General features: G+C 74.8%; 26 protein-coding genes and 1 pseudogene. 11 read left to right on the top strand and 16 right to left on the bottom strand.

The features are described from left to right. Positions 1-96: 96 nt before the first annotated feature. The 7 genes from htpX to ACGFZ2_RS05055 form a co-directional block, all read right to left on the bottom strand. The gene (gene htpX / locus ACGFZ2_RS05085; RefSeq protein ID WP_393450435.1) at positions 97-972 is read right to left on the bottom strand and encodes a zinc metalloprotease HtpX; all 876 of its coding nucleotides are present in this window, start codon (positions 970-972) and stop codon (positions 97-99) included. Between the two features lie 208 nt (positions 973-1,180). Next, a complete protein-coding gene (locus ACGFZ2_RS05080) occupies positions 1,181-2,716 on the bottom strand; it encodes an NADH-quinone oxidoreductase subunit N (protein WP_393450432.1) in 1,536 nt (511 codons plus the stop codon). A gap of 120 nt (positions 2,717-2,836) precedes the next feature. Then, complete coding sequence (locus ACGFZ2_RS05075; RefSeq protein ID WP_393450429.1) at positions 2,837-4,342, bottom strand: NuoM family protein; 1,506 nt, start codon at positions 4,340-4,342, stop codon at positions 2,837-2,839. Continuing rightward, positions 4,339-6,276 carry an NADH-quinone oxidoreductase subunit L gene (locus ACGFZ2_RS05070; protein WP_393450426.1) on the bottom strand — a complete coding sequence of 646 codons (1,938 nt, stop codon included), beginning with the start codon at positions 6,274-6,276 and terminating at the stop codon, positions 4,339-4,341. Before ACGFZ2_RS05070 ends, ACGFZ2_RS05075 begins: the two co-directional genes overlap by 4 nt. Next, positions 6,273-6,704 carry an NADH-quinone oxidoreductase subunit NuoK gene (gene nuoK / locus ACGFZ2_RS05065; RefSeq protein ID WP_393450423.1) on the bottom strand — a complete coding sequence of 144 codons (432 nt, stop codon included), beginning with the start codon at positions 6,702-6,704 and terminating at the stop codon, positions 6,273-6,275. The genes ACGFZ2_RS05070 and nuoK overlap by 4 nt, the downstream gene beginning before the upstream one ends. After that, positions 6,701-7,279, bottom strand: coding sequence for an NADH-quinone oxidoreductase subunit J (locus tag ACGFZ2_RS05060; RefSeq protein ID WP_393450420.1), 579 nt, complete (start codon positions 7,277-7,279; stop codon positions 6,701-6,703). Before ACGFZ2_RS05060 ends, nuoK begins: the two co-directional genes overlap by 4 nt. Beyond that, positions 7,276-7,902 carry a NuoI/complex I 23 kDa subunit family protein gene (locus ACGFZ2_RS05055; RefSeq protein ID WP_393450417.1) on the bottom strand — a complete coding sequence of 209 codons (627 nt, stop codon included), beginning with the start codon at positions 7,900-7,902 and terminating at the stop codon, positions 7,276-7,278. Before ACGFZ2_RS05055 ends, ACGFZ2_RS05060 begins: the two co-directional genes overlap by 4 nt. A gap of 93 nt (positions 7,903-7,995) precedes the next feature. Between ACGFZ2_RS05055 and ACGFZ2_RS05050 the strand changes: the two genes are divergently transcribed. Further along, the gene (locus tag ACGFZ2_RS05050; RefSeq protein WP_393450414.1) at positions 7,996-8,568 is read left to right on the top strand and encodes a Uma2 family endonuclease; all 573 of its coding nucleotides are present in this window, start codon (positions 7,996-7,998) and stop codon (positions 8,566-8,568) included. Here ACGFZ2_RS05050 and ACGFZ2_RS05045 read toward each other — a convergent pair. Beyond that, positions 8,549-8,983 (bottom strand): ester cyclase, encoded by a 435-nt coding sequence (locus ACGFZ2_RS05045; protein WP_393450411.1) that lies wholly within the window; start codon positions 8,981-8,983, stop codon positions 8,549-8,551. The two genes, ACGFZ2_RS05050 and ACGFZ2_RS05045, sit on opposite strands and share 20 nt — an antisense overlap. A gap of 212 nt (positions 8,984-9,195) precedes the next feature. Here ACGFZ2_RS05045 and ACGFZ2_RS05040 point away from each other — a divergent pair, with 212 nt between their 5' ends. Further along, complete coding sequence (locus ACGFZ2_RS05040) at positions 9,196-10,215, top strand: glutathione S-transferase family protein (protein ID WP_393451429.1); 1,020 nt, start codon at positions 9,196-9,198, stop codon at positions 10,213-10,215. A gap of 69 nt (positions 10,216-10,284) precedes the next feature. Here the strand turns inward: ACGFZ2_RS05040 and ACGFZ2_RS05035 are convergent, their stop codons facing one another. Together ACGFZ2_RS05035 and ACGFZ2_RS05030 are read right to left on the bottom strand one after the other, a co-directional pair. Beyond that, positions 10,285-11,247, bottom strand: coding sequence for a complex I subunit 1 family protein (locus ACGFZ2_RS05035; protein ID WP_350818982.1), 963 nt, complete (start codon positions 11,245-11,247; stop codon positions 10,285-10,287). Between the two features lie 305 nt (positions 11,248-11,552). After that, a pseudogene (locus ACGFZ2_RS05030) lies at positions 11,553-12,152 on the bottom strand (NADH-quinone oxidoreductase subunit C); the annotation flags it as partial. Between the two features lie 148 nt (positions 12,153-12,300). On the opposite strand from ACGFZ2_RS05030, the gene ACGFZ2_RS05025 reads away from it, so the two are divergent. Next, positions 12,301-13,347 (top strand): glucose 1-dehydrogenase, encoded by a 1,047-nt coding sequence (locus tag ACGFZ2_RS05025; RefSeq protein WP_393450408.1) that lies wholly within the window; start codon positions 12,301-12,303, stop codon positions 13,345-13,347. A 6-nt stretch (positions 13,348-13,353) separates the two neighbouring features. On the opposite strand, the gene ACGFZ2_RS05020 is transcribed toward ACGFZ2_RS05025, so the two are convergent. Both ACGFZ2_RS05020 and ACGFZ2_RS05015 read right to left on the bottom strand, forming a co-directional pair. Further along, positions 13,354-14,670, bottom strand: a complete 1,317-nt coding sequence (locus ACGFZ2_RS05020) for a DUF2252 domain-containing protein (protein ID WP_393264936.1) — start codon at positions 14,668-14,670, stop codon at positions 13,354-13,356. 98 nt (positions 14,671-14,768) lie between these two features. Next, positions 14,769-15,359, bottom strand: coding sequence for an NADH-quinone oxidoreductase subunit B family protein (locus ACGFZ2_RS05015; protein ID WP_350711598.1), 591 nt, complete (start codon positions 15,357-15,359; stop codon positions 14,769-14,771). Between the two features lie 222 nt (positions 15,360-15,581). Here ACGFZ2_RS05015 and ACGFZ2_RS05010 point away from each other — a divergent pair, with 222 nt between their 5' ends. From ACGFZ2_RS05010 to ACGFZ2_RS05000, 3 genes are read left to right on the top strand one after another with little or no spacing between them, the layout of a single operon-like run. Next, the gene (locus tag ACGFZ2_RS05010; protein ID WP_393450405.1) at positions 15,582-16,511 is read left to right on the top strand and encodes a hypothetical protein; all 930 of its coding nucleotides are present in this window, start codon (positions 15,582-15,584) and stop codon (positions 16,509-16,511) included. A 5-nt stretch (positions 16,512-16,516) separates the two neighbouring features. Further along, on the top strand, positions 16,517-17,155 hold the full coding sequence (locus ACGFZ2_RS05005) for a SigE family RNA polymerase sigma factor (protein WP_393264928.1): 639 nt from the start codon (positions 16,517-16,519) through the stop codon (positions 17,153-17,155). Position 17,156: 1 nt separating this feature from the next. Continuing rightward, positions 17,157-18,020: a hypothetical protein gene (locus ACGFZ2_RS05000; protein WP_393450402.1), complete on the top strand. Its 864-nt coding sequence runs from the start codon at positions 17,157-17,159 to the stop codon at positions 18,018-18,020. A gap of 36 nt (positions 18,021-18,056) precedes the next feature. Here the strand turns inward: ACGFZ2_RS05000 and ACGFZ2_RS04995 are convergent, their stop codons facing one another. The 3 genes from ACGFZ2_RS04995 to ACGFZ2_RS04985 are packed head-to-tail and all read right to left on the bottom strand — an operon-like array spanning position 18,057 to position 21,411. Then, positions 18,057-19,565, bottom strand: coding sequence for a pyridoxal phosphate-dependent decarboxylase family protein (locus ACGFZ2_RS04995; protein WP_393450399.1), 1,509 nt, complete (start codon positions 19,563-19,565; stop codon positions 18,057-18,059). Then, the gene (locus ACGFZ2_RS04990; RefSeq protein ID WP_393450396.1) at positions 19,562-21,064 is read right to left on the bottom strand and encodes an MFS transporter; all 1,503 of its coding nucleotides are present in this window, start codon (positions 21,062-21,064) and stop codon (positions 19,562-19,564) included. The genes ACGFZ2_RS04995 and ACGFZ2_RS04990 overlap by 4 nt, the downstream gene beginning before the upstream one ends. 32 nt (positions 21,065-21,096) lie before the next feature. After that, positions 21,097-21,411, bottom strand: coding sequence for an MGMT family protein (locus tag ACGFZ2_RS04985; protein ID WP_350711609.1), 315 nt, complete (start codon positions 21,409-21,411; stop codon positions 21,097-21,099). A 13-nt stretch (positions 21,412-21,424) separates the two neighbouring features. Here ACGFZ2_RS04985 and proB point away from each other — a divergent pair, with 13 nt between their 5' ends. From proB to ACGFZ2_RS04960, 5 genes are all read left to right on the top strand, one after another. Continuing rightward, positions 21,425-22,582 (top strand): glutamate 5-kinase, encoded by a 1,158-nt coding sequence (gene proB, locus ACGFZ2_RS04980; protein ID WP_393264917.1) that lies wholly within the window; start codon positions 21,425-21,427, stop codon positions 22,580-22,582. Between the two features lie 72 nt (positions 22,583-22,654). Next, positions 22,655-23,899: a glutamate-5-semialdehyde dehydrogenase gene (locus ACGFZ2_RS04975; RefSeq protein ID WP_393450393.1), complete on the top strand. Its 1,245-nt coding sequence runs from the start codon at positions 22,655-22,657 to the stop codon at positions 23,897-23,899. 17 nt (positions 23,900-23,916) lie between these two features. Continuing rightward, positions 23,917-24,246 (top strand): hypothetical protein, encoded by a 330-nt coding sequence (locus ACGFZ2_RS04970; protein WP_393450390.1) that lies wholly within the window; start codon positions 23,917-23,919, stop codon positions 24,244-24,246. Then, positions 24,243-24,860, top strand: coding sequence for a hypothetical protein (locus tag ACGFZ2_RS04965; RefSeq protein ID WP_393450387.1), 618 nt, complete (start codon positions 24,243-24,245; stop codon positions 24,858-24,860). The genes ACGFZ2_RS04970 and ACGFZ2_RS04965 overlap by 4 nt, the downstream gene beginning before the upstream one ends. A 29-nt stretch (positions 24,861-24,889) precedes the next feature. Continuing rightward, positions 24,890-25,405 carry an SUKH-4 family immunity protein gene (locus ACGFZ2_RS04960; RefSeq protein ID WP_393450384.1) on the top strand — a complete coding sequence of 172 codons (516 nt, stop codon included), beginning with the start codon at positions 24,890-24,892 and terminating at the stop codon, positions 25,403-25,405. Here ACGFZ2_RS04960 and ACGFZ2_RS04955 read toward each other — a convergent pair. Beyond that, a complete protein-coding gene (locus ACGFZ2_RS04955) occupies positions 25,389-26,222 on the bottom strand; it encodes a prenyltransferase/squalene oxidase repeat-containing protein (protein ID WP_393265046.1) in 834 nt (277 codons plus the stop codon). The two genes, ACGFZ2_RS04960 and ACGFZ2_RS04955, sit on opposite strands and share 17 nt — an antisense overlap. Positions 26,223-26,293 lie beyond the last annotated feature (71 nt).

Below are 26,293 nucleotides of genomic sequence, written 5' to 3'. Positions count from 1 at the left end.
CGCCGGCCAGCCTCGGGACGAAACGGTTAACACGCTCACACAGCGGTCCGCCCGTGCCCGGCGGGGCCGGGCACGGGCGGAGAGGTGATCAACGCCTCAGCGCTGGAACTGCACCGGGCCGCTGCTCGCGGCCATCTGCTCCAGGCGCGCGACCCGCTCCTCCATCCGCGGGTGGGTGGAGAAGAGCGCGGCCACGCCGCCGCCCCGGAACGGGTTGTCGATCATCAGGTGGGCGGTGCTGGTGAGCTGCCCCTGGGCCGGCAGCGGCCGGCGCTGGGTGCCCATGTGGATCTTCCGCAGAGCGCTGGCCAGGGCCAGCGGGTCCCGGGTCAGCCGGGCGCCGGAGGCGTCCGCCTGGAACTCCCGACTGCGGCTGATCGCGAGCTGGATGACGGTGGCCGCGATCGGGCCCAGGACGATGGTGAGCAGCAGCACGATCGGGTTCGGGGCGTCCTCGTCGTCGCCACCGCCGAGCGGGATGAACCAGGCGATGTTCGCCAGCATGGTGATGATGCCGGCCAGACCGGCCGCCACGCTGGAGATGAGGATGTCCCGGTTGTAGACGTGCGACAGCTCGTGCCCGATCACCCCGCGCAGCTCCCGGTAGTCGAGGATCTCGGTGATCCCCTGGGTCACGCAGACGGCCGCGTGCTGCGGGTTCCGCCCGGTGGCGAACGCGTTGGGCTGGGACGTCGGGCTCACGTAGAGGCGCGGCATCGGCTGCCCGGCCTCGGTGGCCAGCTCGCGGACCATCCGGTACAGCTCGGGGAACTGTGCCTCGCTGACCGGTTGCGCCCGCATCGAGCGCAGCGCGAGCTTGTCGGAGTAGAAGTAGGTGACGCCGTTCATCAGCAGCGAGACGACGACGGCGATGACCAGTCCGCCACTGCCGCCGAACCAGTAGCCCACCGCCAGGATCAGCGAGGTGAGCAGGCCGAGCAACGCGGCGGTCTTCAGACGGTTGTGGTGCACGATCACTCCTTCGGTGCGCGGATCCACGCGGGACCCGCTGACCGTTTCAACAACCCGGTACCCGTCAACCATCCGTCTCATGGCTGTGAGTTGCCTGGGATGTCCGGAGTGCCCGCCTGCGGTTACCGCCACGATCAGCGGGAATCCGGGCGCGGAGCCCGCCGGCTGACGGGTTCGCAGCGCGGGAGCCGCCGGCTGACTAGTTCGCTCAGCGGGCGGCGAGGTCGAGCACGAGTTGCGGAGCGAAACCGATCACCACTGCCACCACGGTTGCCACGACCAGCGCCGCGCCGACCGCCCCGGCCCGCACGGCGGCGATGGCCGGGGCACCGACCGGCGTGGCGTCCCCACCGGCGGGGGCGGTGGGCCCGGCGACCGGGGCCGTCGGAGCCACGGGCGGGGCGACCCAGAGGGCGGCGGTGAGGCGCAGGTAGTAGGCGAGGCCGAGCACCGCGTTCACGGCCACCACCAGGGCCAGCCAGCCCGCGCCGCCGTCCAGCAGCGAACGGACCACGGTCACCTTGGCGAAGAGACCGGCCAGGCCCGGCGGCAGACCGGCGAGCCCGATCAGCGCCAGTCCCAGCGCCGCCGCCCGCCACGGGTGCCGCCGGCCCGCGCCGCGCAGGTCGTCGACGGTGCCGCCGTCCGCGCCGGCCGGGCGCAACGCCACCACGGCCGCGAAGGCCGCCAGCTCCAGCACCACGAAGAAGACGGCGTACGCGACGGCGGCCGCGTACGCGGCGGTGCGGGCGTCGGCGGTGCGTCCGGCGGCCAGCGCCAACGCGCCCAGCGGGGCGAGGATGTAGCCGGCCTGGGCCACCGAGGACCAGGCGAGCAGCCGGACCGTACGCCGCTGGCGCAGCGCCACCAGGTTGCCCACGGTCATCGTCAGCATCGCGAGCAGGGCGAGCACCGGCCCCGTCACGTCGGCCGGCAGCGCGTGCTGCACGACGGCCAGCAGGGCGACCACGCCGCCCAGCTTCGAGGCGGTGGAGAGGTATGCCGCCACCGGCAGCGGCGCGCCGTCGTAGGTGGCCGGCGCCCACGCGTGGAAGGGCACCGCCGCCACCTTGAACGCCAGCCCCAGCACGACCAGCGCCACGGCGGCGGTGGTCAACGGCAGGTCGAGCAGGTCCGGCCGGTCGGTCAGGATCGCGCCGAGCCGGCCCAGGTGCAGCCCGCCCGTGGCCGCGTAGAGCAGCGCCGCCCCCAGCAAAGTCAGCGTGGTGGCGACCACGCTGACCACGAAGAAGGTGACGGCCGCCTCGGCGCTGGCCAGGCTGCCCCGGCGCAGCCCGACGAGCACGTAGAGCGGCAGGGTGAGCGTCTCCAGCGCCACGACCAGGGTGATCAGGTCGCCGGCCGCGCCGAGCACCACGCCGCCCGTCATCGAGCAGGCGAGCAGGAAGCAGTACTCCCCCGTCGGCGACTGCCCCGCCCGCAGCGGCGGCCCCGACAGCGCGAGCACCCCGAGCGTGAGCAGGGCGACGACCGCCGCCACCAGGGCGGCCCGGCCGCCGAAGACGTACGAGCAGTCGGGGCCGACGCAGAACGTCCGCCGCTCGTCCCCGGCGCCGACCAGGGCCGCGCCGAGCGCCGTGGCGACCGCGCCGACGGCGGCCGTCGCCAACGTGACCCGGGAGCGGGCCACCAGCAGGTCGGCGAGCAGCACCAGCACGGCCGTCCCGGCGGCCAGGTACGCCGGGAGCAGCGCCACGTTGTCGACGCTCTGCACCACGCTCATGCCGGCACTCCGCTTCGCTGCGTGCCGTCATGAGGCACCAAAGCGCTGAGCCTGATGATTCGCTCGCTCCGCTCGCTCATGCGGACACCTCGCCGCGTCCGTTCCGCCGGCCCGGCTCGCTCATCGCAGCACCTCCACCAGGGCGTCCACGGGGGCCTCGGCGACGCCGAGCACCAGGGTCGGGGCCAGACCGACCGCGAGAGCCAGCAGCACCAGCGGCGCCCACGCGGCCAGTTCCGCGCCGGCCAGGCCGGGGGTCAGCCGCCCGACCGCCGGGCTGGGCCGCCCGTGCGTCACCCGCCGCAGCAGCCGCAGGAAGTACGCCGCGGTGAGCGCCCCGCCGAGCGCGGCCAGCACGCCCAGGGTGGTCCAGAGCGCCCCACCGACCTCGACGGCGGCCACCACCGCGAACGCCTCGCCCCAGAAGCCGGCGAGGCCGGGCAGGCCGAGCGAGGCGACGGCGGCGAAGCCGAGCAGCCCGGCGAGCCGGGGCGAGGTCTCCCGCAGCCCGGACAGCTCGTCGAGCGAGCCGGTGTGCGTACGGTCCTTGACCGCCCCGGCGAGGAAGAACAGCAGGCCGGTGATCACCCCGTGCGCGACGTTGCCGATCAGGGCCGCCTGGATGCCGGTGGTGGTGAGCGTGGCGACCCCGAGCAGCACGAAGCCCATGTGCCCCACGCTGGAGTACGCGATCAGCCGTTTCAGCTCGCGCTGCGCGAGGCAGACCAGCGACCCGACCAGGATCGCCGCGACCGCGAGCACGCCGAGCACCGGGGCGGCCCAGCGGGCGCCCTCCGGCGCCACTCCGACCGCGATCCGGATCAGCCCGTACGTGCCCATCTTGAGCAGCACCCCGGCGAGGACGACGCTGCCGACGGTGGGTGCCTGGGTGTGCGCGTCGGGCAGCCAGGAGTGCAGCGGCCAGAGCGGGCTCTTCACCGCGAACGCCAGCGCGAGCAGGGTGAACGCGGCGAGCTGGGTGCCCCGGGACAGCCCGGCCCCACCGGTGAGCGCCACGATGTCGGCGGTGCCCGCGGCGGCCACCACCGTGTAGACGCCGACCAGCAGCAGCACCGAGCCGAACAGCGTGTAGAGGGCGAACTTCGCCGCCGCCCGCCGCCGGTCCGCGCCGCCCCAGCCGGCGATGATCGCGTACATCGGCAGGAGGACGACCTCGAAGAACACGAAGAACAGCACGAGGTCGAGGGCGAGGAAGGTGCCGAGGATGCCGACCTCGACGACCAGCAGCAGCGCCACCAGCGCCCGCCCGCTGCCGCCCTCGGGCACCCGCCACAGGGTGTAGGCGCAGCAGAGCAGGGTGAGCAGGGCCGTCAGCACGACCAGCGGCCAGGAGATGCCGTCCACCCCGAGGTGGAAGCGCAGGTCCAGACCGGGCACCCAGGGCAGGTCGAGCCGGTGCCACGGGCGCACCGCGGGCACGTCGGCCGCGTAGGTGACCCAGCCGCGCTCACCGAGGACGAGCAGCGCGGCGGCCACCAAAGTCAGTGCGGCGACGGCCGTGCCGAGCGCCCGGGCCGCCCGCTCCCGGGGCGTCGCGGCCACCGCGAGCGCGCCCAGCGCCGGCAGCGCCAGCACCGCGACCAGCAGGAACTCCCCGAACCTCATGCGGCCACTCCGATCAGGGCGGCGGCCAGCCCGATCAGCAGCGCGCCGGCGAGCACCCCGGCTGCCGCGCGCGGCAGCGCGGCCCGGTGCAGGGCCGCCAGCCCGCCGCCGAGGCCGAGCGCGGCCCGGCCGCTGCCCTCGACCGCGCCGTCCACCACCACCTCGTCCGCCGTACGCGTCGCCCGGGCCAACGCCGTCGTCGGGCGTACGACCAGGGCACGCTGGACGTCGTCGAGCCGGAACGCGGCGGCGAACACCGGCCGGAGCGGACCCAGCGCGGCCGCCGGGTCGGCGGCCGGGTCCCGCCGCCAGCGGAGCCAGGCCAGCCCCGCCCCGACGGCCAGCAGCGCCAGCGGCAGCAGCAGTTCCGGGCCGACGTGGATCAGGGCGTGCTCCCCGGCCGGCGCGCCGGCGGTGGGCGTGAGCAGCAGCCGGCGGGCGAGGGCCCAGTCGAAGCCGGCGAGGCCGAGCAGGGCGGCCGGCACGGCGAGCAGCAGCACCGGCCAGCGCATCACGGCGGGCGGGTCGTGCGGGTGGGCCAGCGGGATCCGCGTCTCGCCGAAGAAGGTGCGCAGCAGCAGGCGGGTGGCGTACCAGGCGGTGACGGCGACGCCGACCAGCCCGGCGAGCCAGACCAGCCAGCCCACCCAGGACGGGGCCGGGCCGGCGCCGTGCAGGGCGGCGTCCCCGGCGGCGGCGAGCACGCCGTCCTTGCTCCAGAAGCCGGACAGCGGGGGCAGCCCGGCCAGGGCGCCCAGGCCGACCACCGTGCACCAGAAGGTGACCGGCATGGCGCGGCGCAGCCCACCCATCCGGGACATCAGCGTGGTGCCCACCGCGTGGATCACCGCGCCGGCGGCGAGGAAGAGCAGTGCCTTGAACGCGGCGTGGGTGAGCAGGTGGAACAGCGCGGCGGGAGCCGAGCCGACCGCGAGCGCGCCGGTCATGTAGCCGATCTGGGAGACCGTCGACCAGGCCAGCACCCGCTTGAGGTCGTCCTGGGCGGTGGCGGCGAACGCGCCGAGCAGCAGGGTGACCGAGGCCATGACCCCCAGCACGGCCAGCGCGACCGGGGTGGCCTCGAACAGCGGGTAGAGGCGGGTCACCGCGTACACGCCGGCGGCGACCATCGTGGCGGCGTGGATCAGCGCCGAGATCGGCGTCGGGCCGGCCATCGCGTCCGGCAGCCAGGTGTGCAGCGGGAACTGGGCGCTCTTGCCGGCCACCCCGGCGAGCAGCAGCAGGCAGGCGGCGGTCAGCGTGGCGGTGCCGTGGTCGTGCGCGAGCACGTCGGCGATCCGGAAGCTGCCGGCCGAGACGCCCAGCAGCGCGATGCCGAGCAGGAAGCCGACGTCGCCGACGCGGGTCACCAGGAACGCCTTCATCGCGGCGGCCGGCGCCTCGGGGAGCCGGCGGTCGTGGGCGATGAGCAGGTAGGAGCAGATGCCCATCACCTCCCAGCCGACCAGCAGCAGGATCAGGTCGCCGGCGACCACCACCAGCAGCATGGCGGCGGTGAAGAGGCTGATCTGCGCCGCGTACGGCGGGTAGCGGTGGTCGGCGTCGACGTCGTCGTGCGGGCCCCGGCGCAGGTAGCCGATCGAGTAGACCTGCACGGCCAGGGCCACCGCGGCGACCGCGACGGCCACCAGCGCGGCGGCCGAGTCGAGCCGGACCCCGAGGGTCACGGTCAGCCCGCCCAGATCGACCCAGGTGGTGGACGCCTCGGCCGGCCGGTCGAGGGCGACCAGCAGAGCGACGGCGAGCGCCAGCGCGCCGGCCGCCCCGGCCACGCCGAGCGCGATCGCCACCCGGCGGGCCCGGTCCCCGCCCGTCCCGGTGCCGCGCGGCGAGGGCGGCAGCAGCAGGCCGAGCAGGCCCGCGACCAGCGGTACGGCCGGCAGCAACGCGCCGAGCGTCGTGGTCGTGCTCACCGCTCCCCCTCCGGACGGGCGGACCCGGGCCGGGCGTCGGTCCCGGCGGCGGAACCGGGCCGGGCGCCGGTTCCGGCGGCGACCCCGGCCACGGCCGGCCCGGCCGGACGTGCGGTCGGCGGGCGCTCGGTCAGCGGGACCTCGTCGACGGCGACGCTGGCCCGGAGCCGGTAGAGCTGGAGCACGATCGCCAGGCCGACCCCGATCTCGGCCGCGGCCAGCACGATCACGAAGAGCGCGAAGACCTGCCCGCCGTGCGGCAACTGCGCCCGCACGGTGGTGTCGGCGGTGACCAGGATCAGGTTGACCGCGTTGAGCATCAGCTCGACGGCCATCAGCACCAGCACCGCGTTACGCCGGCGCAGCACGCCGTAGACGCCGAGGCCGAACAGCAGCGCGGCGGTGACGTACGGGATGACCGGCCTCACCGCGACCGCCCGCCGTCGCCGCCCGGACCGCTCCCGGTGGTCGCCGTCCCCGGCCGCCCGCCGGACCGGTCGGTGCCCGGTCGGCCGATGTCGGGGCGGGAGAGCACGATCGCGCCGACCAGGGCGGCCAGCAGCAGCACCGAGAGCACCTCGAACGGGAGCACCCAGCTCCGGAAGATCTGGCCGCCCAGGCGTTCCGCCGTGCCCGCGTCGGGCAGGTCCACGGCCGTCCAGCGGTAGGCGTCGACCAGCAGGGCCGCCAGGCCCAACCCGGTGCCGCCGCCGATCAGCGCCGCGGGCCAGCCGGGCCGGTCCAGGTCGTCGGAGGCGCCGATCGGGGCGCGGGTGAGCATCACCGCGAACAGCAGGAGCACCACCACCGCGCCGACGTAGATGAGCACCTGCACCCAGGCCACCAGCTCGGCGGTGAGCACCAGGTACATCCCGGCCAGCGCGCCGAGGCAGACCACGAGGTAGAGGCCGGCCCGCACCAGGTGCCGGGTAGCCACCACCAGCACCCCCGAACCGACCGCCACCGCGCCGAGGGCGAGCAGCAGCACGTCCGCACCGGTCATGCGCCGGCCTCGGGCTCGGGGCGTACGGGCGGGGCGGCGGGACGGGCGGCGGGGGCCGCCGGGACCGCGGCCTTACGCGCGGCGGTGGTCTCCTCCTTGGCCGGCTCGCCGTTCGGGTCGTGCGCGGGCGGCGGCGGCACGGTGCCCATCCACTGCCCCAGGTGGTCCTTGTCGTGCAGCAGGTCCTTGATGTCGTACTCGGCGTACTCGAACTCGGGCGACCAGTAGAGCGCGTCGAAGGGGCAGACCTCCACGCAGATGCCGCAGTACATGCAGAGCGAGAAGTCGATGTCGAACCGGTCGAGCACGTTGCGCTGGCGGGGGCGGGCGGCGCCGGGCACCGCCACCTCCTCCTTGTGCGAGTCGATGTAGATGCACCAGTCCGGGCACTCCCGCGCGCAGAGCATGCAGACCGTGCAGTTCTCCTCCAGCAGCGCGATCACCCCGCGCGAGCGGGGCGGCAGCTCGGGGGCGACGTCCGGGTACTGCTGGGTGGTCGAGCGGCGGGTCATCGTCTTCAGCGTGACCGCGAGCCCCTTGACCAGGCCCGCGCCCGGCAGGCCACGATCTGGGCCGGCGCCGCCCGGCTCGCTGCGCTCGCTGCGGTCGGTCATGCCGACCATCCTGCCCTGTGGCCCCGGCGCGCGCGACCACCACCCGGGGTTGACCGGCGTACCGTGAGCGTGGGGAGAACGACGCACCGGAAAGGGCTCGCCATGACCGCCGCGCTGCACGACGACTTTCCGCCGCCGGGCGAGTGGACGGCCGACGATCTCGACCGCCTGCCCGACGACGGCCGCCGCCACGAACTCCTGGACGGAAACCTCATCATGTCGCCCTCCCCCACGCGACTCCACCAGTCGATCGCCCTGATGCTCGGTGCTGCTCTCCAGGAGAGCTGCCCCGCCGACCTCGACGTCACCCAGGCCGTCGAGGTGCGACTGTCCCGGACCCGCGCGTTCATCCCCGACGTGCTGGTCACCGAGCTGGACGCGGCCTCGCGCAACCCCTCGCACTACCGGCCCCACGAGGTGATGCTGGTGGTCGAGATCGTCTCGGAGGGATCGCGGAGCATCGACCGGGTGCTCAAGCCCGCGCTCTACGCCGAGGCGGACATCCCCTACTTCTGGCGCATCGAGACCGAGTCAGGGATCGTCGTGCATGCCCACAAGCTCGACCCGGCGAAGCGCGTCTACGTCGAGCAGGCCCGGATGACCGACGGCATCCTGGTTCCGGAGCCTTGGGAGATCGACATCCCGCTCAGCAGGATCATGCCGAGGTCCCGCTGATCCCACCCGCGGCGGGCGGGAGCATCTCGACGCCGAGCTGCTGGAGGAGCTGGAACAGCTCGTTGCAGCTCCACACGTCGACGATCCGGCCGGCGTCGTCGAAGCGCAGGAAACTCGCCCCCGAGTAGCTGACCACCTGTCCGGTCGGCGGCACCGGCCCGAACCGGCCGACCTGGGTGCCGGCCGCCCGCCAGTGCACCGCCACCCGGTCCCCGGCGGCCACCACGTCCACGATCTTGTAGCGCAGGTCGGGGAAGGCGGCGCGGCGTTCCCGGTGCCACGCGAGCGTCGCCTCCGGGCCGGCGCCGCCCCACCCCGGGCACTCCGGCGAGACCAGCTCGTACGCCGACTCCTCCCGCGCGGCGTTCCACACGTCGGCGATGAAGCGCCGGGCCGTCGCCTCCACATCGGTCACCGCGGCAGCGTAACCGCCGGCCGCGCCGCCCGACCCGGACGCCGGCCGCGCCGGGGAGGAGCCCGCGGGCGCAGTGGGCTGGCGCTCGGTACACCGGCGGGCGGCGGAACCCGCCATGATGGGACGAGCGACAGGCGACGGCGGAGGGAGCGGGCGTGGGCGACACCACCGAGGACCGCGGCGGCGGCACGGCCAGCGGCGACGAGGTGCTGATGCGGACCGGCGGCAGGTACGTCGAGCCGGGCGGCGAGTTCACCCGGGACCAGCGTTACATCGCCACCCGGATCACCGCCGACGGCCGGGACGGCTGGCCGGTGCAGCCCGGCCGGTACCGGCTCGCCGTCAGCCGCGCCTGCCCGTGGGCGAACCGGCTGATCATCGTCCGGCGGCTGCTCGGCCTGGAGGACGCGATCTCGATGGCGGTGGCCGGCCCGACCCACGACAAGCGGAGCTGGACGTTCGACCTGGACCCGGGCGGGCGTGACCCGGTGCTCGGCATCGAGCGGCTGGCGGAGGCGTACTTCGCGCGGTTCCCCGGCTACGAGCGCGGCATCACCGTGCCGGCGATCGTGGACGTGCCGACCGGGCAGGTGGTCACCAACGACTTCGGGCAGATGAGCCTCGACCTGTCCACCGAGTGGACGGCGTACCACCGGGCGGGCGCGCCCGAGCTCTACCCGGAGCGGCTGCGCGACGAGATCGACGAGCTGAGCGCGATCCTGTTCCGGGACGTCAACAACGGCGTCTACCGGTGCGGCTTCGCCGGCGACCAGGGGGCGTACGAGAAGGCGTACCACCGGCTCTTCGACCGGTTGGACTGGCTGAGCGACCGGCTGGCCGGGCAGCGCTACCTGGTCGGCGACACCATCACCGAGGCCGACGTGCGGCTGTTCACCACGCTGGTCCGCTTCGACCCGGTCTACCACGGCCACTTCAAGTGCAACCGGAGCAAGCTGACCGAGATGCCGGTGCTCTGGGCGTACGCCCGGGACCTGTTCCAGACCCCCGGCTTCGGCGACACGGTCGACTTCGACCACATCAAGCGGCACTACTACGAGGTGCACCGCGACATCAACCCGACCGGGGTGGTGCCGCTCGGCCCTGACCTGGCGAGCTGGCTCACCCCGCACGGCCGGGAGGCCCTCGGCGGTCGCCCCTTCGGCGACGGCACCCCGCCCCCGCCGCCCCCGCCCGAGGAGCGGGTCGACCCCGCCCACAGCCCGCTGCGCTGAGCCGGCACCCGGCCGAGGTGTAAGGAAGGGGCCCTTCCTATACCGAATACGTTAGGAAGGTGCCCTTCCTTACAGCGCGACGCGGACGGCGGCGGTGAGGACGAGCTGGCCCAGGGAGACGGGGACCAGGACGAGCCAGCAGAGGCGCTGGAGCTGGTCCTCGCGCAGGCGGGGATAGGACACCCGGAGCCAGATGATCACGAAGGAGACGGCGAAGACCTTCAGCAGGGTCCACAGCCAGCCGAGCTGCGCGTCGGCGAACGGGCCCTGCCAGCCGCCGAGGAAGAGCACGGTGGTGAGCGCGGCGATCACGACGATGCCGACGTACTCCGCGAGCAGGAAGAAGGCGAACCGCAGGCCCGTGTACTCGGTCATGTAGCCGAAGACCAGCTCCGAGTCGGCGACCGGCATGTCGAACGGCGGGCGGCGGATCTCGGCGAGCCCGGCGAGGAAGAAGACGACCATGGCGGGGGCCTGCCAGAGCAGCCACCACGGCTGCCACGCCTCGACAATGCCGGAAAGGCTGAGCGTGCCGGCCGCCATCGCCACCGACGCGGCGGCCAGCACCAGCGGCAGTTCGTAGCCGAGCAGCTGGGCCGCCCCGCGCAGCCCGCCGAGCAGGCTGTACTTGTTGGCCGACGCCCACGCCGACATCAGCACCGCCAGCACGCCCACCCCGACGACGGCCAGCACGAAGAAGAGGCCGATGTCGAGCGGCTGCCCGACCAGGTCGTCCGGGCCGAGCGGGATCACCAGCAGGACCAGCAGGTAGGGCACGAGGGCGACCGCCGGGGCGAGCCGGAAGACCGCCCGGTCCGCCTCCCGGGGCGTGACGTCCTCCTTCTGCACGAACTTCACGCCGTCGGCGACCAACTGGGCCCAGCCGTGGAAGCCGCCCGCGTACATCGGGCCGAGCCGGCCCTGCATGTGCGCCATCACCTTGTGCTCGGCCTGGCCGACCAGCAGCGGCAGGGTCAGGAAGGCGACGAGCACGCCGCCCACCCGGATCACCAGCTCCAACCACAGCGGCATCAGGGCGTACCTCCGTCGTCGGCCCGCTCGGTCGCGGCCGGGCCCTGCCGGGACGGCCGGTCGGCCGGCGGTCCGGAGCGGGCGGCCCCCTCGCCGCGACCGCCGGGCGCACCCGGCAGTGGACCGGTCGGGCCGGCTGCCCCCGGACCGTCGGCAGCGGTCTGGTCGGCCGGCGCCGGAGCCTCGGCGGTCGGGCCGGCCGGCGCGGGGCCGTCGGCGGCGCCGGCGGGCCGGGCGGTACGGGCCGGCCGGGCGGGCCGCTCCCGGGCCGGGCGGGCCGGGACGCCGCCGCGCGGACCCTCGCCGGCGCCGCCCGCGCCGGCCGGCGTCGGCGTCGTCCCCCACTCCCCCGGCGCGGGTACGCCCGGCGGGCGGATCGGTCGGCGCCCGCCTCCGGCCTCGGACTCGCCCGGTTCCTTGGCGCCCGGCCACGGCTTGGCCACCCGCGAGGCGAGGACGAACTCCTTGCGCAGCGGGTGCCCCTCGAACTCGGGCGGCAGCAGCAGCGGCGCCAGCCCGGCGTGGCCGGGGAAGTCGATGCCGAACATCTCGTGCGTCTCCCGCTCGTGCCAGGCGGCGCCCGGGTAGACGTCGACCACCGAGGCGACGGCCGGCGCCTCGCGGGGCACGCGGGTGCGCAGCAGGAGGCCGTGCCGGTGGGTGGTGGACCAGAGGTGCGCCACCACGTCGAAGCCGCCGGCCAGTTCGTCGACGGCGGAGAGCCAGTCGAAGAAGTCGCAGGCCAGCTCCGCGTCGTCGCGGGCCGCGCGGAGCGCGTCCGGCCAGGTCGCCGGGGGTACGTCGACGGTGGCGCGGGCGTGCGCCTGACCGCCGGAGACCGACGGGGTGGCCTCGGCGGGCGCGAGCAGCGCGACCATCCGCTGGCCGACCTCTTCCGGAGTCATGCCGCTGATCCTAGGGCCTCTCCCGTGGGGCCCGCCGGAGCGAGCCGAGGCCCCCGGACGGCGGACGGCCCCGGCCGGTCCCGCCGGTTCGCGGGCGATCTGGCCGCTTTGCCCGGCGGCTCGCCGGCCGGCGGGAGAGGATGAGGCCGTGCGTGCTGTGACTGTCGCCCCTGGTGTCGCCGACTCCCTGCGGCTGGTGGAGGACCATCCCGAGCCGTCGCCCGAGGAGGGCTCGATCCTGGTCGAGGCGCTGTCGGTCGGGATCTGCGGCACCGACCACGAGATCATCGCGGGCGAGTACGGCGAGGCTCCGCCCGGCACGGACCGGCTGGTGCTGGGGCACGAGTCGCTGGGCCGGGTGCTGGAGGACCCGACCGGCACCCTGCAACCCGGTGACCTGGTGGCCGGCATCGTCCGGCACCCCGACCCGGTGCCCTGCCCGAACTGCGCGGTCGGCGAGTGGGACATGTGCCGCAACGGGCAGTTCACCGAGCACGGCATCAAGGCGCTGCCCGGCTTCGCCCGGGACCGGTGGCGGGTGCAACCCCGGTTCGCCGTCGGCCTGGACCGGGCGCTCGCCCCGGTCGGCATGCTGCTGGAGCCGACCAGCGTGGTGGCGAAGGCGTGGGACCACATCGAGCGGATCGGCGCCCGCGCCGAGTGGCAACCGCAGACCGTGCTGGTCACCGGGGCCGGGCCGATCGGCCTGCTGGCCGCGTTGCTGGCCACGCAGCGCGGGCTCGCCGTGCACGTGCTGGACCGCAGCACCACCGGGCCGAAGCCGGAGCTGGTCCGGGCGCTCGGGGCGACCTACCACACCGGGCCGGTCAGCGAGCTGGACTTCGCACCGGACGTGGTGCTGGAGTGCACCGGGGCGCCGGTCGTCGTCCTGGACGTGATGTGCCAGGCCGGGCCGACCGGCATCGTCTGCCTGACCGGGGTGTCCAGCGGCGGGCGGACCATCGACTTCGACGCGGGGGCGCTCAACCGCGCCCTGGTGCTGGAGAACAACGTGGTGTTCGGGTCGGTGAACGCCAACCGGCGGCACTGGGACATGGCCGCCGAGGCGCTGACCCGCGCCGACCAGTCGTGGCTCAGCTCGCTGATCACCCGCCGCGTGCCGGTGGAGGCGTACGCCGAGGCGTACACCTCCGAACCGGACGACATCAAGGTGGTGCTGGAGTTCGCCTCCTGACGCCGCTCAGAGGCCGGGCAGCCGGCCGTTGCGGAACAGGTCGACGAAGAGCTGGTGGTCCTGCCGGGCCCGCACCCCGTACGCGTGGGCGAAGTCGACGAGGTGTGCGACGAAACCCGCCTCGTCGGCGTCCACCGCCGCCACGATGGCCTCCTCGGTGGAGTAGTCCACCAGGTCGTGGCTCGACTCGTCGTCGGCGACCGAGTGCATCCGGGCGACCGCCCGGCCCAGGTCGGCCAGCACCCCGGCCAGCTCCTCCGGCTCGTTCACGTCGGCCCAGTCGAGGTCGGCCGCGTACGGGGAGACCTCGGCGACGAGCTGGCCGACCCCGTCCAGCTCGGTGAAGCCCAGCCACGGGTCGGCGTGCGCCTGGAGCGCCCGCTGCGACTCGGCGGTGCGGTGCCCCTGGTGCTGGAAGTAGCCCGCGATCGACTCGTCGGCGATGTGCCGGGCGACCGCCGGCACCTGGGCCTGCTTCATGTAGATGACGACGTCGTTCTCCAGCGCCTGGGTGTGCCCCTCCAGCAGCAGGTTGTACGACGGCAGCCCGGCCGAGCCGATGCCCACCCCCTTGCGCAGCACCACGTCCTTGATGTGTGCCGCCACCGGGCGCAGCCGGGCCGAGGAGACCGGCAACGTGCCGAGGTAGTGCTCGAACGCGGCGCACACCTTCGCCCGGGTCTCACCGTCGACCTCGAAGACGCCGTCGCCGAGGGAGAACCGCCGCTCGTAGTTGTCGATGGTGGTCTGCGTGGCGAGCAGGTCGACCCGGGTGTTGAGCCGGGCCTGCTGGAGCACCCGGCGCAGCACCCCGTCGGCGTTGTCCAGGGTGATCGAGCCGATCGCGTCGTCACCGCCGGCGGCGATGGCCCGCAGCTCCGTCAGGTACGACCCGGCGAAGCCGGCGACCAGGTCGCTGATCGCCCGGTCGGAGAGCGCCTTGGCGTAGCCGAGCAGGGCCACGCTGGCCGCCAGGCGCTTCAGGTCCCAGCTGAACGGCCCGACGTACGCCTCGTCGAAGTCGTTCACGTTGAACACGAGCTGCCCGGAGGCGTTCATGTACGTGCCGAAGTTCTCCGCGTGCAGGTCGCCGTGGATCCACACCCGGCTGGTCCGCTCGTCGAGGAACCGGTCGTCGGCGAAGTCGCCGAGCTGGTCGGCGTAGAACAGCGAGGCGCTGCCCCGGTAGAAGGCGAACGGCGACGCGGCCATCTTGCGGAACTTGCGCCGGAAGGCGGCCGGGTCGAGCGCCATCGACTCGCCGAACTCCTCGGTGAGCACGTGGACGATGTGGGCGGAACGCTGGTCCGCAGACTGGCTCATGGTGCGCAGGCTAGCCCCCGCCGACCACCCGGGGGTGTCGTCCGACCGACCGGCCTTCCCGACCCGACGGCCGGAGTCGGCGCGGGCGGGGACGCGCCTCAGCGGGTGGGCGGGCGGACCGGCGGGGCGGTCAGCGACTCCGCCGAGCGCGGGACCGCGCCGGTGGACCCGGCGTCGGCGGGCGGGGCGTCGACCGGCGCGGCGAGCGCGTCCGGCCGGGGCACCCCGCCGATCCCGGACTGCTCGGCGGCGATCTTCTCCTGGAGGCGCAGGATGCCGTGCAGCAGCGCCTCTGGCCGGGGCGGGCAGCCCGGCACGTAGACGTCGACCGGGATGAGCTGGTCGACGCCCTTGGTCACCGAGTAGGAGTCCCAGTAGGGGCCGCCGCAGTTGGAGCAGGCACCGAACGAGATCACGTACTTCGGCTCGGGCATCTGGTCGTAGAGCCGCTTGATCGCGGGGGCCATCTTGTCGGTGACCGTCCCGGAGACGACCATGAGGTCGGCCTGCCGGGGGCCGTGCGCGAACGGGATCACGCCGAGCCGCATGAAGTCGTGCCGGCCCATGCTGGTGGCGATGAACTCGATCGCGCAGCAGGCCAGGCCGAAGTTGAAGACCCAGAGCGAGTAGCGGCGGCCCCAGTTCAGCACGAACCGGATCGGCTCGCCGAGCACTCCCGGCACCTGCACGACCGCCCCCTTCCCCGAGCCCGCCACCAGTCAACCACAGCCCCGGGGCACGCCGACCGGTCGCTCGGTCCGCGCGACCTCGGCCGCCCACTGTCGGCTAGGCGACGTCGGTTCGTGTTCGTCCGGCCGCAACCGTTCCCGGGGGTGGCAGGTGTCTTGCCCGTAACACCGCCCGACGGCAAGGGCCGCGGGCGGAACCACGGGGAACTGGAGGACACGGACATGGCACGTACCATCGCCCGTCGGCTCGCCGCCGGCGTTCTGGGCGCGGGGCTCGCCCTGCTCGGCGCGGCAGCGCCCGCCGCGCAGGCCGCAGCCGTGCCCGCCGACACGTCGGTGTCGGTCGGCCAATTGGTGCTCGAACCGACCGATCGTGGGTACGCCGGCGGCCTGCCGGTGACCGTCACCTACCGGGGCGCCCAGGCGAGCTCTCTCAACCTGACCGTCACCGAACCGGTGCCGGGCGCCTTTGCCGGGCTCACCCCGGCGGAACCGTGCTTCTCCGGCAGCCCGAACCCGGTGCGCACGATCTACTGCACGGTTCCCGGCGGAGCCCTCCAGCCGGGTGAGCGCCGACGGTTCACCGTCGACTTCCGGGTGTCGACCACCCTGCGCGACCACGCCATGTCCGCCCCGGCGGGTCGGGTGACGGTGGAGACCGGGGACGCCAACCCGACCAACGACACCAGCGAGTTCAGCACGCTGTTCCGCTCCACCACCGGCTCGCTGCGCGACCCGCAGCCGTACGTCTGGGACACCCTGACGGACGCGTCGCTGGCGGTGGGGGCGGCAACCATGACCCGGCAGGAGGACGGGAGCTGGCGGGGCCGGCTGCCGGTGACCGTACGGGTCGCGGGCGACGCCGCGCACGACGCGTACTGGCTGGAGCCGACGCTGCCGGCCGGGGTCAGCCTCGCCGGCATCGAGCCGGAGGAGACCTGCGCCGGCGCCTGCACCGTGCCCGGCGGGCGGTTCGTGCCGGGTGAGGAGCGCACCGTGTCGCTGCTGCTCCGCGCGCCCGCGGAGGTCGCCCCGGGCGACCTGGGCACGGGCTCGGTACGGCTGTACGCCGTCTTCGGCTGGGACGGCGAGCGGCTCGACGTCGACCCGGCCGACAACACCGCCGCGTTCACCGTCACCGCCGTCGACTGACGACAATGACGCAGACCGATGCGCGGCCGTGGGTGACCCCACGGCCGCGCACCACCCCTCCGCCACGCGGGACGGAGCGACCGACGATCGAGGTGAGGGCCGCGGTGGTGGAGGATGCCGGTCCCGGCTTCGACGACGTCTACCGCCACCACTTCCAGCCCCTGGTGGTGCAGTTGTACGCGTTCGTCGGCGACATGGGCGAGGCCCAGGACCTGGTGCAGGAGGCGTTCAGCCGGGCGTGGCCGCGCTGGCACCGGATCGCCCGCTACGACGACCCGGTGGCCTGGGTCCGCCGGGTGGCCTGGAACGCGGGCGTCAGCCGGTGGCGCCGGCTGCGCACGGCCCGGCTGTTCCACCAGCGCCAACGGCTGGAGGTGGTGGACGGACCGGGCCCGGACCGGGTCGCGCTCGCCACCGCACTCCGTACGCTGCCGGCCCAGCAGCGACGCGCGGTGGTGCTGTACTACCTGGCCGAACTGACTGTCGGCGAGATCGCCGAGGAATGCGCGGTGGCCCCCGGGACGGTCAAGTCCTGGCTGCACCGCGCCCGCACGACACTCGCCGCCAGCCTCTCCGACAACGGCCCGGAGCATCCGGACGGCAGCCGCCCGGCGGCACCCCCGACCCGAAGGACGGTGGACTGAGATGGACCAGCGGGACCTGGGTCCTGACCGGCTGGCGGGCGCCTTCGCCGAACTGCGCTCCGCCAGTCTGCGTCAGGTCACCGACCCTGATCCGGACGAGCCGCGCCGTCGGGCGTACCGCCGACTGCGCAACCGGACCGCCGTCCCGGCGGTGGCGACGGCGGTCGTCCTGCTGGCCGGCGCGGTGGGGCTGGCCGGGAGCGCGGTCCGTCTGCCGCCCGCGCCGGTGACGGCGACCGACCCCACCGACCTTCCCTCCGCCTGGCCCTCGACCGGATCGACCCCGCCCGACCCGTCACCGTCCAGCCCGTCCGCGGCCCCGAGCGGCACCCCCTCGGCGACGCCGAGCCGCACGGCGACGCCGGCGCCGACCACCGGCGCGCCGGCCCCGTCCGGGCCCCGCCCCGGCGGCACGCCGTCGGCGACCTCGGCCCGGTACGTCGACCTGTCGATCGACGCCCCGCGCACCCTCACCCTGCAACCGTCCGACGGCGCCTACACCGGCTGGCTCGACGTCACCATGGCTAACGCCGGCACCCGCGCGTACGACAGCGGGGACCTGATCGTGGTGCTGCCGGTGGAGGCGACGATCAACCTCGACGGCACCGGCGTCGGCGGCTGCTTCCACCAGGGCGGGGACGACGACACGAAGACGATGTTCTGCACCGGGGACAGCCAGATCCCGGCGGGCGGCTCCCGGTCGTACCGGTTCCGGGTGCGGGTGGACGTCGCGCCGGGCGGGCCGGCGCGCACACTCACCGGCTTCGCGCTGACCGTCCGGGCAAACGTGCGGGGCGCCTTCCCCGCCGACCGCACCCCCGCCGACAACACCGCTCCGACCGACCTCAGGCTGCCCGCCGCGTGACCGCGTCGGCCGCGTGGTGACCGGCGGCGTTGCCGGTCACCAGGTCGGGCGTTGCAGCAGGCCGACGAACTCCACGAGCAGCCGTTCCCGCAGCGCGGGCGGCGCGGCGTTGAGCAGCGTGTTCACCACCGCCGTCCGCCCCGGCACCGGGCGCGCCGGGGCGTCCGCACCGGTCGGGGCCGGGTCGCCCAGGCCCAGCCCCGCGGCCAGTCCGGCGACCAGGTCCGGGGTGAGCGCGTCGGGGGTCAGCGTGGTGGCGAGGGCGAGCAGCTCGCCGGGGAGCGCGACCGGCCCGGCCGCCCGGGCGGCGGCCACCGCGTCGGCCAGGGCCGGGCCGAACTCGGCCACCCGGGGCGCCACCGCGGCGGTCACGGTCAGGTGCACGCTCGGCGGCAGGTCGGCGTACGCGAGCTGGGGCTGGGTGTGCCAGCCCCGGGCGGTCAGCTCGTCGACCAGCACGAAGAGGTCCAGCCCCGGGTCGGTGGCGGTGAAGCAGACGACGGTCGACTCCGGCTCGGCCATCAGCCGCAGCCCGTCGACCGCCCGGACGGCGTCGGCCAGCCCGGCCACGGCGTCCCGCGTCGCCGCCGCGAGCCGCAGGTAGCCGTCGTCGCCGAGGTGGCGCAGGGTGGCGTACGCGGCGGCGATCGGGCCGCCGGAGCGGGTCGAGGCGATGACCGGGTTGACCATCGTGTAGCCGGGCCAGTCCGCGTACGCGAAGTACTGCGGGGCGCGCAGCGCCGGGTCGCGGTGCAGCAGCACCGACACGCCCTTCGGGGCGTACGCGTACTTGTGCAGGTCGACCGAGATCGAGGTGACCCCGGGGACGGCGAAGTCGAACGGCGGCACGGACGCCCCGAGCCGGCGCAGGTACGGCAGGGTCCAGCCGCCGAAGCAGGCGTCGACGTGGCAGCGCACCCCGGCCTCGGCGGCCGCCCCGGCGATCTCGGTGACCGGGTCGACGACGCCGTGCGCGTACGAGGGGGCGGAGCAGGCCACGAGGACGGTCTCCGGGCCGATGGCGGCGGCCACGTCGGCGGCGGCGGGCCGGAGCGTGGCCGCCGACACGGGCACCGGGTCCACCGCGACCCGCAGGTAGTGCGCCGCCTTGGCGAACGCGGCGTGCGCGCTGGCCGGCACCACGATCCGGGGCGCGGTGATCGCCGGGTGGGCGTCCCGGGCGGCCTTCACGGCCAGGATCAGCGACTCCGTCCCGCCGCTGGTGACGCTGCCGACGGCGTCCGGCGCGGTGCCGCCCGGGCCGCCGCCGAGCAGCCGGGCCGCCGCGCCGACCAGCGCGTTCTCCATCGCCAACAGCGACGGGAAGGCGGTCGGGTCGAGCCCGTTGACGTGCGCGCTCCCGGCGTGCGCGGCGGCGGCCAGCTCGTCCAGCCCCGGCACCGCCGGGTCGTAGACGTACGCGAAGAGCCGCCCCCCGTGCGTGGGCCGGTCGGCGCCCCGCAGCGCCCGCAGCTCGGCCAGCACCCGCTCGGCGGGCACCCCGCTCCCGGGCAGCGCGCTCCGGCCCGACCTCTCGTCGATCATGGAGTCGTAATGCCCTTTCCGTGGGATTCAGCGGCTTTTGTCCCCGCCCCGACCGCATCGACGGCGGGGCGACGGGCGGCCTGGGCTTGGGCCTCGGCTTCGGCGAGGCGGGCGGGGGTGAGGTCGTAGGGGCGCAGGAGGAGAACGGCCAGGGCCACCAGGAGGGCGGGCAGGACGGTGAAGCCGAGCAGGATGCCGAGGCGGGCGCCGTCGGACTGGGCGGCGGCGGTGCCGGTGTCGGCGGAGACGTAGCCGCTGAGCTGGAGCACGAGGCCGAAGATGCCCGGACCGAGGGCCAGCCCGAGGGTCTCTCCCGCCGTCCAGAGGCCGGTGAACACGCCGGCCTGCCGCCGGCCGGTGCGCGCCGTGTCGTACGCGATGCAGTCCGGGAGCATGGCGAGGGCGAAGACCTGCTGGCCCGCGTACCCGACGCCGACCAGCGCGACCAGGAGGTAGACCGCCGCCCCCGGCAGCACCGGCGCGGCGACCAGGGCCAGCGCGCCCGCCGCGAAGGTCAGCGACGCGGCGACCAGGGCGGTCGGCTTGCCGACGCGCGCGCCGACCCGGGTCCAGACCGGCATCACCAGCAGCGCCGGCCCGACGAAGCAGGCGAACAGGACGGTCGGCCCGCCCTCGGGGTCGCGCAGGATCTGGTCGGCGAAGTAGTTGACCCCGGCGAGGATCGTGGCCACCCCGGCGGACTGCACCACGAAGCAGACCAGCAACGCCCGGAACGGCCGGTTGCGCCCGGCGACGGCGAGTTGGGCGCGCAGCGTCGGCTCGCTCGCCCCCACCGTGCCCTCGGGGGCGGACCGGGTGCCGAGGAACGCGCCGAGCGCGCCGGCCACGATCAGCCCGGCGACGAAGAGCCCCATCCAGCGGTGCCCCGCGACGCCACCGCCGCCCGCGTCGCGCACCAGCGGGGCCACCGCCCCGGAGACGAGGATGGCCAGCGCCAGCACCGCGATCCGCCAGCTCATCAGCCGGGTACGTTCCGCGTGGTCGCCGGTCAGCTCGGCCGGCATCGCCACGTACGGCACCTGGAAGAAGGCGAACGCGGTGGCGGTGGCGAGGAAGGCGACGGCGACGTACGCCCCGGCGGCCGGCCCGGCCCCGAACGGCGCGGCGAAGATGGCGGCGAAGAGCACGCCGAGCGCCACCCCGGCGCCCAGCAGGTACGGCCGGCGGGCGCCCCAGCGCGACCGGGTGCGGTCGGAGACGCGGCCGGCGACCGGGTTGACCAGCACGTCCCACGCCTTCGGCAGGAGCACCAGCAGGGCGGCCGCGCCCGCCGCGACCCCGAGGGTGTCGGTCAGGTAGGGCAGCAGGAGCAGCCCGGGCACGGTGCCGAACGCGCCGGTGGCCAGCGACCCGAGCGCGTACCCGGCGTGCACCCGGCGCGGCAGCCCACCCGGCGCGGGCGGGCCGGCGGCCGGCGGCACCGGGACGGCCGGCGCGGCCACGCCCGGGGAGCCGGCTCCACCCGGCGGCGCGTCCATGGGGCCGAATGTTACTCACGTTATGGCGTTGGTCACATCCCCTCTTCCGGGGACCAGCCCGCCGCCCGCATGTCCACCCCGTCGCCGCGCAGCGGCGTGCCTTCGGCGCGCAGCCGGGCCCGCGCCTCCCGCTCGTGACCGGGCGGGAGGCGGCCGGCCGCGTTCACCACCCGGTGCCAGGGCACCCCGCCGCCGTGCCGGGCCATGATCGAGCCGACCAGCCGGGCCGACGCCCGCCCCGAGCGCTCGGCCAGCGCGTCGGCGACCGCCCCGTACGACATCACCCGGCCGGGCGGGATCCGCTCGACCAGTTCCAGCACCGCCTCGACGTACTCGTCAGGTCTCACGAGCGGCCACGATATGAGAACGCGACGGGGCGCGCCCGCACCGACCACGCAGAATAGGCGGGTGCGCGACGCAGTCACGGCGGCCCGACGGGTCGTCGTCAAGATCGGATCCTCCTCGTTGACCACCGCCGCCGGCGGGCTGGACGACGAGCGGGTCGACGCGCTCGTCGGCACCCTCGGGGCGCTCGCCGCCGACGGCCGCGAGGTCGTGCTGGTCAGTTCCGGCGCGATCGCCGCCGGCCTCGCCCCGCTCGGGCTGGCCCGGCGTCCGCGCGACCTGGCCACCCAGCAGGCCGCCGCCAGCGTCGGGCAGGGCCTGCTCATCGGCCGGTACGCGACCGCCTTCGCCCGGCACGGGCTGACCGTCGGGCAGGTGCTGCTCACCGTCGACGACGTGACCCGGCGGGCGCACTACCGCAACGCGTACCGCACCCTGCGCAAGCTGCTCGACCTGCGGGCGGTGCCGATCGTCAACGAGAACGACACGGTGGCCACCGAGGAGATCCGGTTCGGCGACAACGACCGGCTGGCCGCCCTCGTCGCCGCCCTGGTCCACGCCGACCTGCTGGTGCTCCTCTCGGACGTGGACGCCCTCTGGACCGGCGACCCCACCCGCCCGGGCTCCAGCCGGATCAGCGAGGTGCGCGACGAGCGGGACCTCAGTGGCGTCGACATCGGCGGCGCGGGGCGGGCCGGGGTGGGCACGGGCGGCATGGTGACGAAGGTGGAGGCGGCCCGGATCGCCACCGGCTTCGGCATCCCGGTGGTGCTGACGGCCGCGCCGCTGGCCGCCCCGGCGTTGGCCGGCGAGCCGGTCGGCACCCTGTTCCACCCGAGCCGCCGGCGCCCGGCGGCCCGGCTCTTCTGGCTGGCCCACGCCACCTCGCCCCGGGGGCGGCTGCACCTCGACCCGGGCGCGGTCGCCGCGGTGGTGGGCCGGCGCAAGTCGCTGTTGCCCGCCGGGATCACGGCCGTGGACGGGGCGTTCACCGCCGGCGACCCGGTCGACCTGGTGGACGTCGAGGGCGCGCCGGTCGCCCGGGGGCTGGTCAACTACGACGCGGTCGAGCTGCCCGGGCTGCTCGGCCGGTCGACCTCGGAACTCGCCGCGGCGCTCGGCCCGGCGTACGAACGGGAGGTCGTCCACCGCGACGACCTGGTACTGCTGTAAGGAAGGGCACCTTGTTATCGGATTCTGTATAGCAAGGGGCCCTTCCTAACGACTGAGGAGATGAGTGCGGCGATGAGCGTGAGCGAGCAGGCCCGGCGGGCGCGTACGGCGGCGGAGGCGCTGGCCGTCGCCACGCGTACGGCCAAGGACGCCGCGCTGGTCGCGATGGCCGACGCGCTGGTGGCGCGTACGCCGGAGATCCTGGCGGCGAACGAGGCGGACCTGGCGGCCGGGCGCGCGGCCGGGCTGAGCGCGGCCGTGCTGGACCGGCTCGCCCTCGACGCGGGGCGGGTGGCGGGCATCGCCGACGCGCTGCGGCAGATGGCCGCGCTGCCGGACCCGGTGGGCGAGGTGGTCCGCGGCTCGACCCTGCCCAACGGGCTGGAGCTGCGCCAGATCCGGGTGCCGTTCGGCGTGGTGGGCATCATCTACGAGGCCCGGCCGAACGTGACCGTCGACGCCGCCGGCATCTGCCTGAAGTCCGGCAACGCGGCGCTGCTGCGCGGCTCGTCGTCGGCGGCGCACTCCAACGCCGCCCTGGTCGCGGTGCTGCGCGACGCCGTCTCCGGCGCGGGCCTGCCGGCGGACGCGGTGCAACTGCTCGACGCCAGCAGCCGCGACTCGGTCAAGGAGCTGATGCGCGCCCGTGGCCTGGTCGACGTGCTGATCCCGCGCGGCGGCGCGTCCCTGATCCGCACGGTGGTGGAGGAGTCGACGGTGCCGGTCATCGAGACCGGCGTCGGCAACTGCCACGTCTACGTCGACGCCGCCGCCGACCCGGCGAAGGCGGTCGCGATCACGCTGAACGCCAAGACGCAGCGGCTGTCCACCTGCAACACGGCCGAGTCGCTGCTGGTGCACGCGGCGGTGGCCGACGCCTTCCTGCCGCCGGTGCTGGCCGCGTTCGCCGACGCGGGCGTGACCGTGCACGGCGACGACCGCGTCGCGGCCCACTCGCCGGCGGTGGTGCCGGCCACCGACGAGGACTTCGCCACCGAATACCTCTCCGCGGACATCTCGGTCGCCGTCGTCGACTCGCTCGACGCGGCGGTCGCGCACATCCGGCGGTACGGCACGGGGCACACCGAGGCGATCGTCACGGACTCGGCCGCCGCCGCCCGGGAGTTCGTGGCCCGGGTGGACGCGGCGGCCGTGATGGTCAACGCCTCGACCCGGTTCACCGACGGCGGGGAGTTCGGCTTCGGCGCCGAGATCGGCATCTCCACGCAGAAGCTGCACGCCCGCGGCCCGATGGGCCTGCCCGAGCTGACCTCCACCAAGTACGTGGTCACCGGGGACGGCCACCTGCGCGGCTGACCCTCCGTAGTGGAGAGTTGTCCCGGATCGCCACGTTGGGCCCGGTTGGCACGGCCGCCACGGGGAACAAGCGGCTGACCCAGCAGCACGGCACCCCGGAGACCAACCAGTACCTGGCCAACAAGGACCTCGTCGACCGCCTCTACGGCGGCCGGGGGCCGGTCAGCGCCCGAGGCGAGGGACTCGACCCGGACCACGTCCACGAGCTGCAACTCGACAGAAAGGACGAATACGCTAACCTCAGGCCGATGGACGCCCGGACCAACCGCGAGATCGGCCGCGAGATCTCCGTGGCGTTGCGCGACGTCGACCCGGACACGAAGGTCGTCGTGAAGGTCCTGGCGTGACCCGCCCGGACCCGACCGTCCTCGCCCGGATCGCCGAGAAGTTGGAGCTGCTCACCCGGGTGGAGGCCGAGCACGGCTTCGGCGTGCGCATCGAGGGGCCAGCTCCACTGGAGCCGATCGCCGAGCTGCCCGGCGTCGCCGAGGTCTACAGCCTGTTCCGGCGCATCGAGGGCGACAACTTCCGGTTCCACGCGCCGAAGGAGATCCTCACCCCGCAGACGTGGGAGGAGGACGAGGTCAACCCGAACGACCCGATGGGCAGCCCGCTGATCGTCGGCTACGAGATGGACAGCGTCCCCTCCGGCCTGCGCGCCGAGATCCGCGGCGGCGATCCGATCTACCTCGACCGGAAAGACCTGGACGTGTACTACATGGAGTCCACCGCCTACGTCTACCAGTACGAGCACCCCGACGAGGACGTCGAGTTCACCCTCATCGCCCCCGATGTCGCCACGTTCTTCGACGAGCACGTGCTCGGCCCCCGTTATCCGGAGCTGGTCGCCGCCGTCTTCGGTCCCGCCGCTCCCGAGCAGCGGCTACGCAAGGGCCGGCACGCCGGCGAGTACGCCGACAACTGGCGGCGGCTGCTGATCGCCGCCGGCCTGTCCTCCTGACCCACCCGTCGACCCTGCGAAGGACCGTCATGGCTGCTGATCCCCGGTTCACCGCGCTGTGGAGCGAGGACGAGCTCATCCCCTACCCGCGCGAGGCGTGGCTGGAGGGGGGTTTCACCCCCGACATGCTCCCCGAGGGCGACGAGATCCCGCTCGACGTGGCGGTGGTCTTCACCGCCTTCCTCGAAGGCGACATCGAGCTGTACGACACCATCCAGCTGACCACCGAGGACGGCTCGCTGGACGTCCGGCTGATCGTGGTCGGCGCGGTGGCCGACAACACCGACCTGCTCTACGTGCTCGACCCGCGCACCGGGGAGATCCTCCAGTGCGACCTGGAGCAGCCGGACGTGCAGCCGGTGAACAGCAACTTCCGCACCTTCCTCGAGTTCCTCTACCAGTTCGCGCTCTTCGTCGAGGCGGACGAGGGCAAGCCGGGCCGGGCCGAACGGGCGGAGCAGCTACGGATGGTGCTGGAGAGCATCGACCCGGCCGCGTTCACCCCGGACGGCTGGTGGCCGCTGGTGATCAGCCAGCTGAAGTGACCGCCGGGCGGCAGGCCCGGATCGCGGTCAGGGTGGTGTGCACGTCGAACTGGTGTCCGTCGTCGCTGTCCCAGCCGCCGTCGCTGCGCTGGGTCTCGGTGAGCCGCCTGCGGGCGGACACCAGCAACCACTGCTCCTCGCCCACCTCGACCCGGCGCAGCGTGGCGGCCAGCCAGGCCACGTCGGCCGGGGACATCTTCGGCACCCGCTCGGCCAGCACCGCCTGGATACGCGCCGACTCGTCGTACATCTGCTGCCGGTGCAGCACGGCCGCGCTCAGCCAGCCGGCCGGCAGGAACGACGGCCAGCTGCCGTCGGGGGCGAGCGCCGCGGCCAGCGCGTGCGCCGCCGCCTGCACCACCCCGGCGTACGCCCCACCGACCCGGTGGTCCAGCGGGCCGGCGGCCCGGGCGTCGAGCCCGGCGACGGTCAGCCAGTAGCCGGCGTTGGCGGTCAGGTAGAGCCGGGCCTCCGGGTCACCGGGGCGGGCCCACTCCGGAGCCAGGCCGGCCAGCCGCGGGTCCTCCTCCCAGCCGCCGTCGGGCAGTTGCCGGGCGGCGAGCCAGTCCAGCGCGTGCCGGGCGGCGGGACGGCCGAGCGCGCCGAGGTCGTCCAGCTCGGCGAGGCGGAAGCAGGTCGCGTCGACCGAGGCGACCTCGCCGCCGAGCACTGCCGGCCAGCCACCGCCGGGCGCCTGCCCGGCCTCGGCCTCGTCGAGCAGCTCCACCGGCACCGGCGCGCCGGTGCGCAACCGGGAGAGACGGGCGCGGTCCACCGCGTCCCCGTGCGCCACGACGAAGCCGATCGCGGCGTCCATGTCGATCACGGCGGACACGCTACCTGCGAAAAGTCGGTCCCGCCTCCGGGAAACGGCTCGGCCGGGTCCAC

It is taken from the genome of Micromonospora sp. NPDC048063 (genome assembly GCF_043202855.1).
GTDB lineage: Bacteria > Actinomycetota > Actinomycetes > Mycobacteriales > Micromonosporaceae > Micromonospora.
The sequence above is the reverse complement of the archived record's forward strand: the minus strand, read 5'-3'. Positions and strand labels throughout refer to the sequence as shown.

Excerpts from the sequence above, each read along its gene's own strand:
- ACGFZ2_RS05080 (WP_393450432.1), bottom strand. The coding sequence starts at position 2,716 with ATGAGCGTGGTGCAGAGCGTCGACAACGTGGCGCTGCTCCCGGCGTAC.
- ACGFZ2_RS05075 (WP_393450429.1), bottom strand. The coding sequence starts at position 4,342 with ATGAGGTTCGGGGAGTTCCTGCTGGTCGCGGTGCTGGCGCTGCCGGCG.
- ACGFZ2_RS05060 (WP_393450420.1), bottom strand. The coding sequence starts at position 7,279 with ATGACCGGTGCGGACGTGCTGCTGCTCGCCCTCGGCGCGGTGGCGGTC.
- ACGFZ2_RS05055 (WP_393450417.1), bottom strand. The coding sequence starts at position 7,902 with ATGGTCGGCATGACCGACCGCAGCGAGCGCAGCGAGCCGGGCGGCGCC.
- ACGFZ2_RS05050 (WP_393450414.1), top strand. The coding sequence starts at position 7,996 with ATGACCGCCGCGCTGCACGACGACTTTCCGCCGCCGGGCGAGTGGACG.
- ACGFZ2_RS05040 (WP_393451429.1), top strand. The coding sequence starts at position 9,196 with ATGCGGACCGGCGGCAGGTACGTCGAGCCGGGCGGCGAGTTCACCCGG.
- ACGFZ2_RS05035 (WP_350818982.1), bottom strand. The coding sequence starts at position 11,247 with ATGCCGCTGTGGTTGGAGCTGGTGATCCGGGTGGGCGGCGTGCTCGTC.
- ACGFZ2_RS05020 (WP_393264936.1), bottom strand. The coding sequence starts at position 14,670 with ATGAGCCAGTCTGCGGACCAGCGTTCCGCCCACATCGTCCACGTGCTC.
- ACGFZ2_RS05010 (WP_393450405.1), top strand. The coding sequence starts at position 15,582 with ATGGCACGTACCATCGCCCGTCGGCTCGCCGCCGGCGTTCTGGGCGCG.
- ACGFZ2_RS05005 (WP_393264928.1), top strand. The coding sequence starts at position 16,517 with ATGACGCAGACCGATGCGCGGCCGTGGGTGACCCCACGGCCGCGCACC.
- ACGFZ2_RS05000 (WP_393450402.1), top strand. The coding sequence starts at position 17,157 with ATGGACCAGCGGGACCTGGGTCCTGACCGGCTGGCGGGCGCCTTCGCC.
- ACGFZ2_RS04995 (WP_393450399.1), bottom strand. The coding sequence starts at position 19,565 with ATGATCGACGAGAGGTCGGGCCGGAGCGCGCTGCCCGGGAGCGGGGTG.
- ACGFZ2_RS04990 (WP_393450396.1), bottom strand. The coding sequence starts at position 21,064 with ATGGACGCGCCGCCGGGTGGAGCCGGCTCCCCGGGCGTGGCCGCGCCG.
- proB (WP_393264917.1), top strand. The coding sequence starts at position 21,425 with ATGAGAACGCGACGGGGCGCGCCCGCACCGACCACGCAGAATAGGCGG.
- ACGFZ2_RS04975 (WP_393450393.1), top strand. The coding sequence starts at position 22,655 with ATGAGCGTGAGCGAGCAGGCCCGGCGGGCGCGTACGGCGGCGGAGGCG.
- ACGFZ2_RS04960 (WP_393450384.1), top strand. The coding sequence starts at position 24,890 with ATGGCTGCTGATCCCCGGTTCACCGCGCTGTGGAGCGAGGACGAGCTC.
- ACGFZ2_RS04955 (WP_393265046.1), bottom strand. The coding sequence starts at position 26,222 with ATGGACGCCGCGATCGGCTTCGTCGTGGCGCACGGGGACGCGGTGGAC.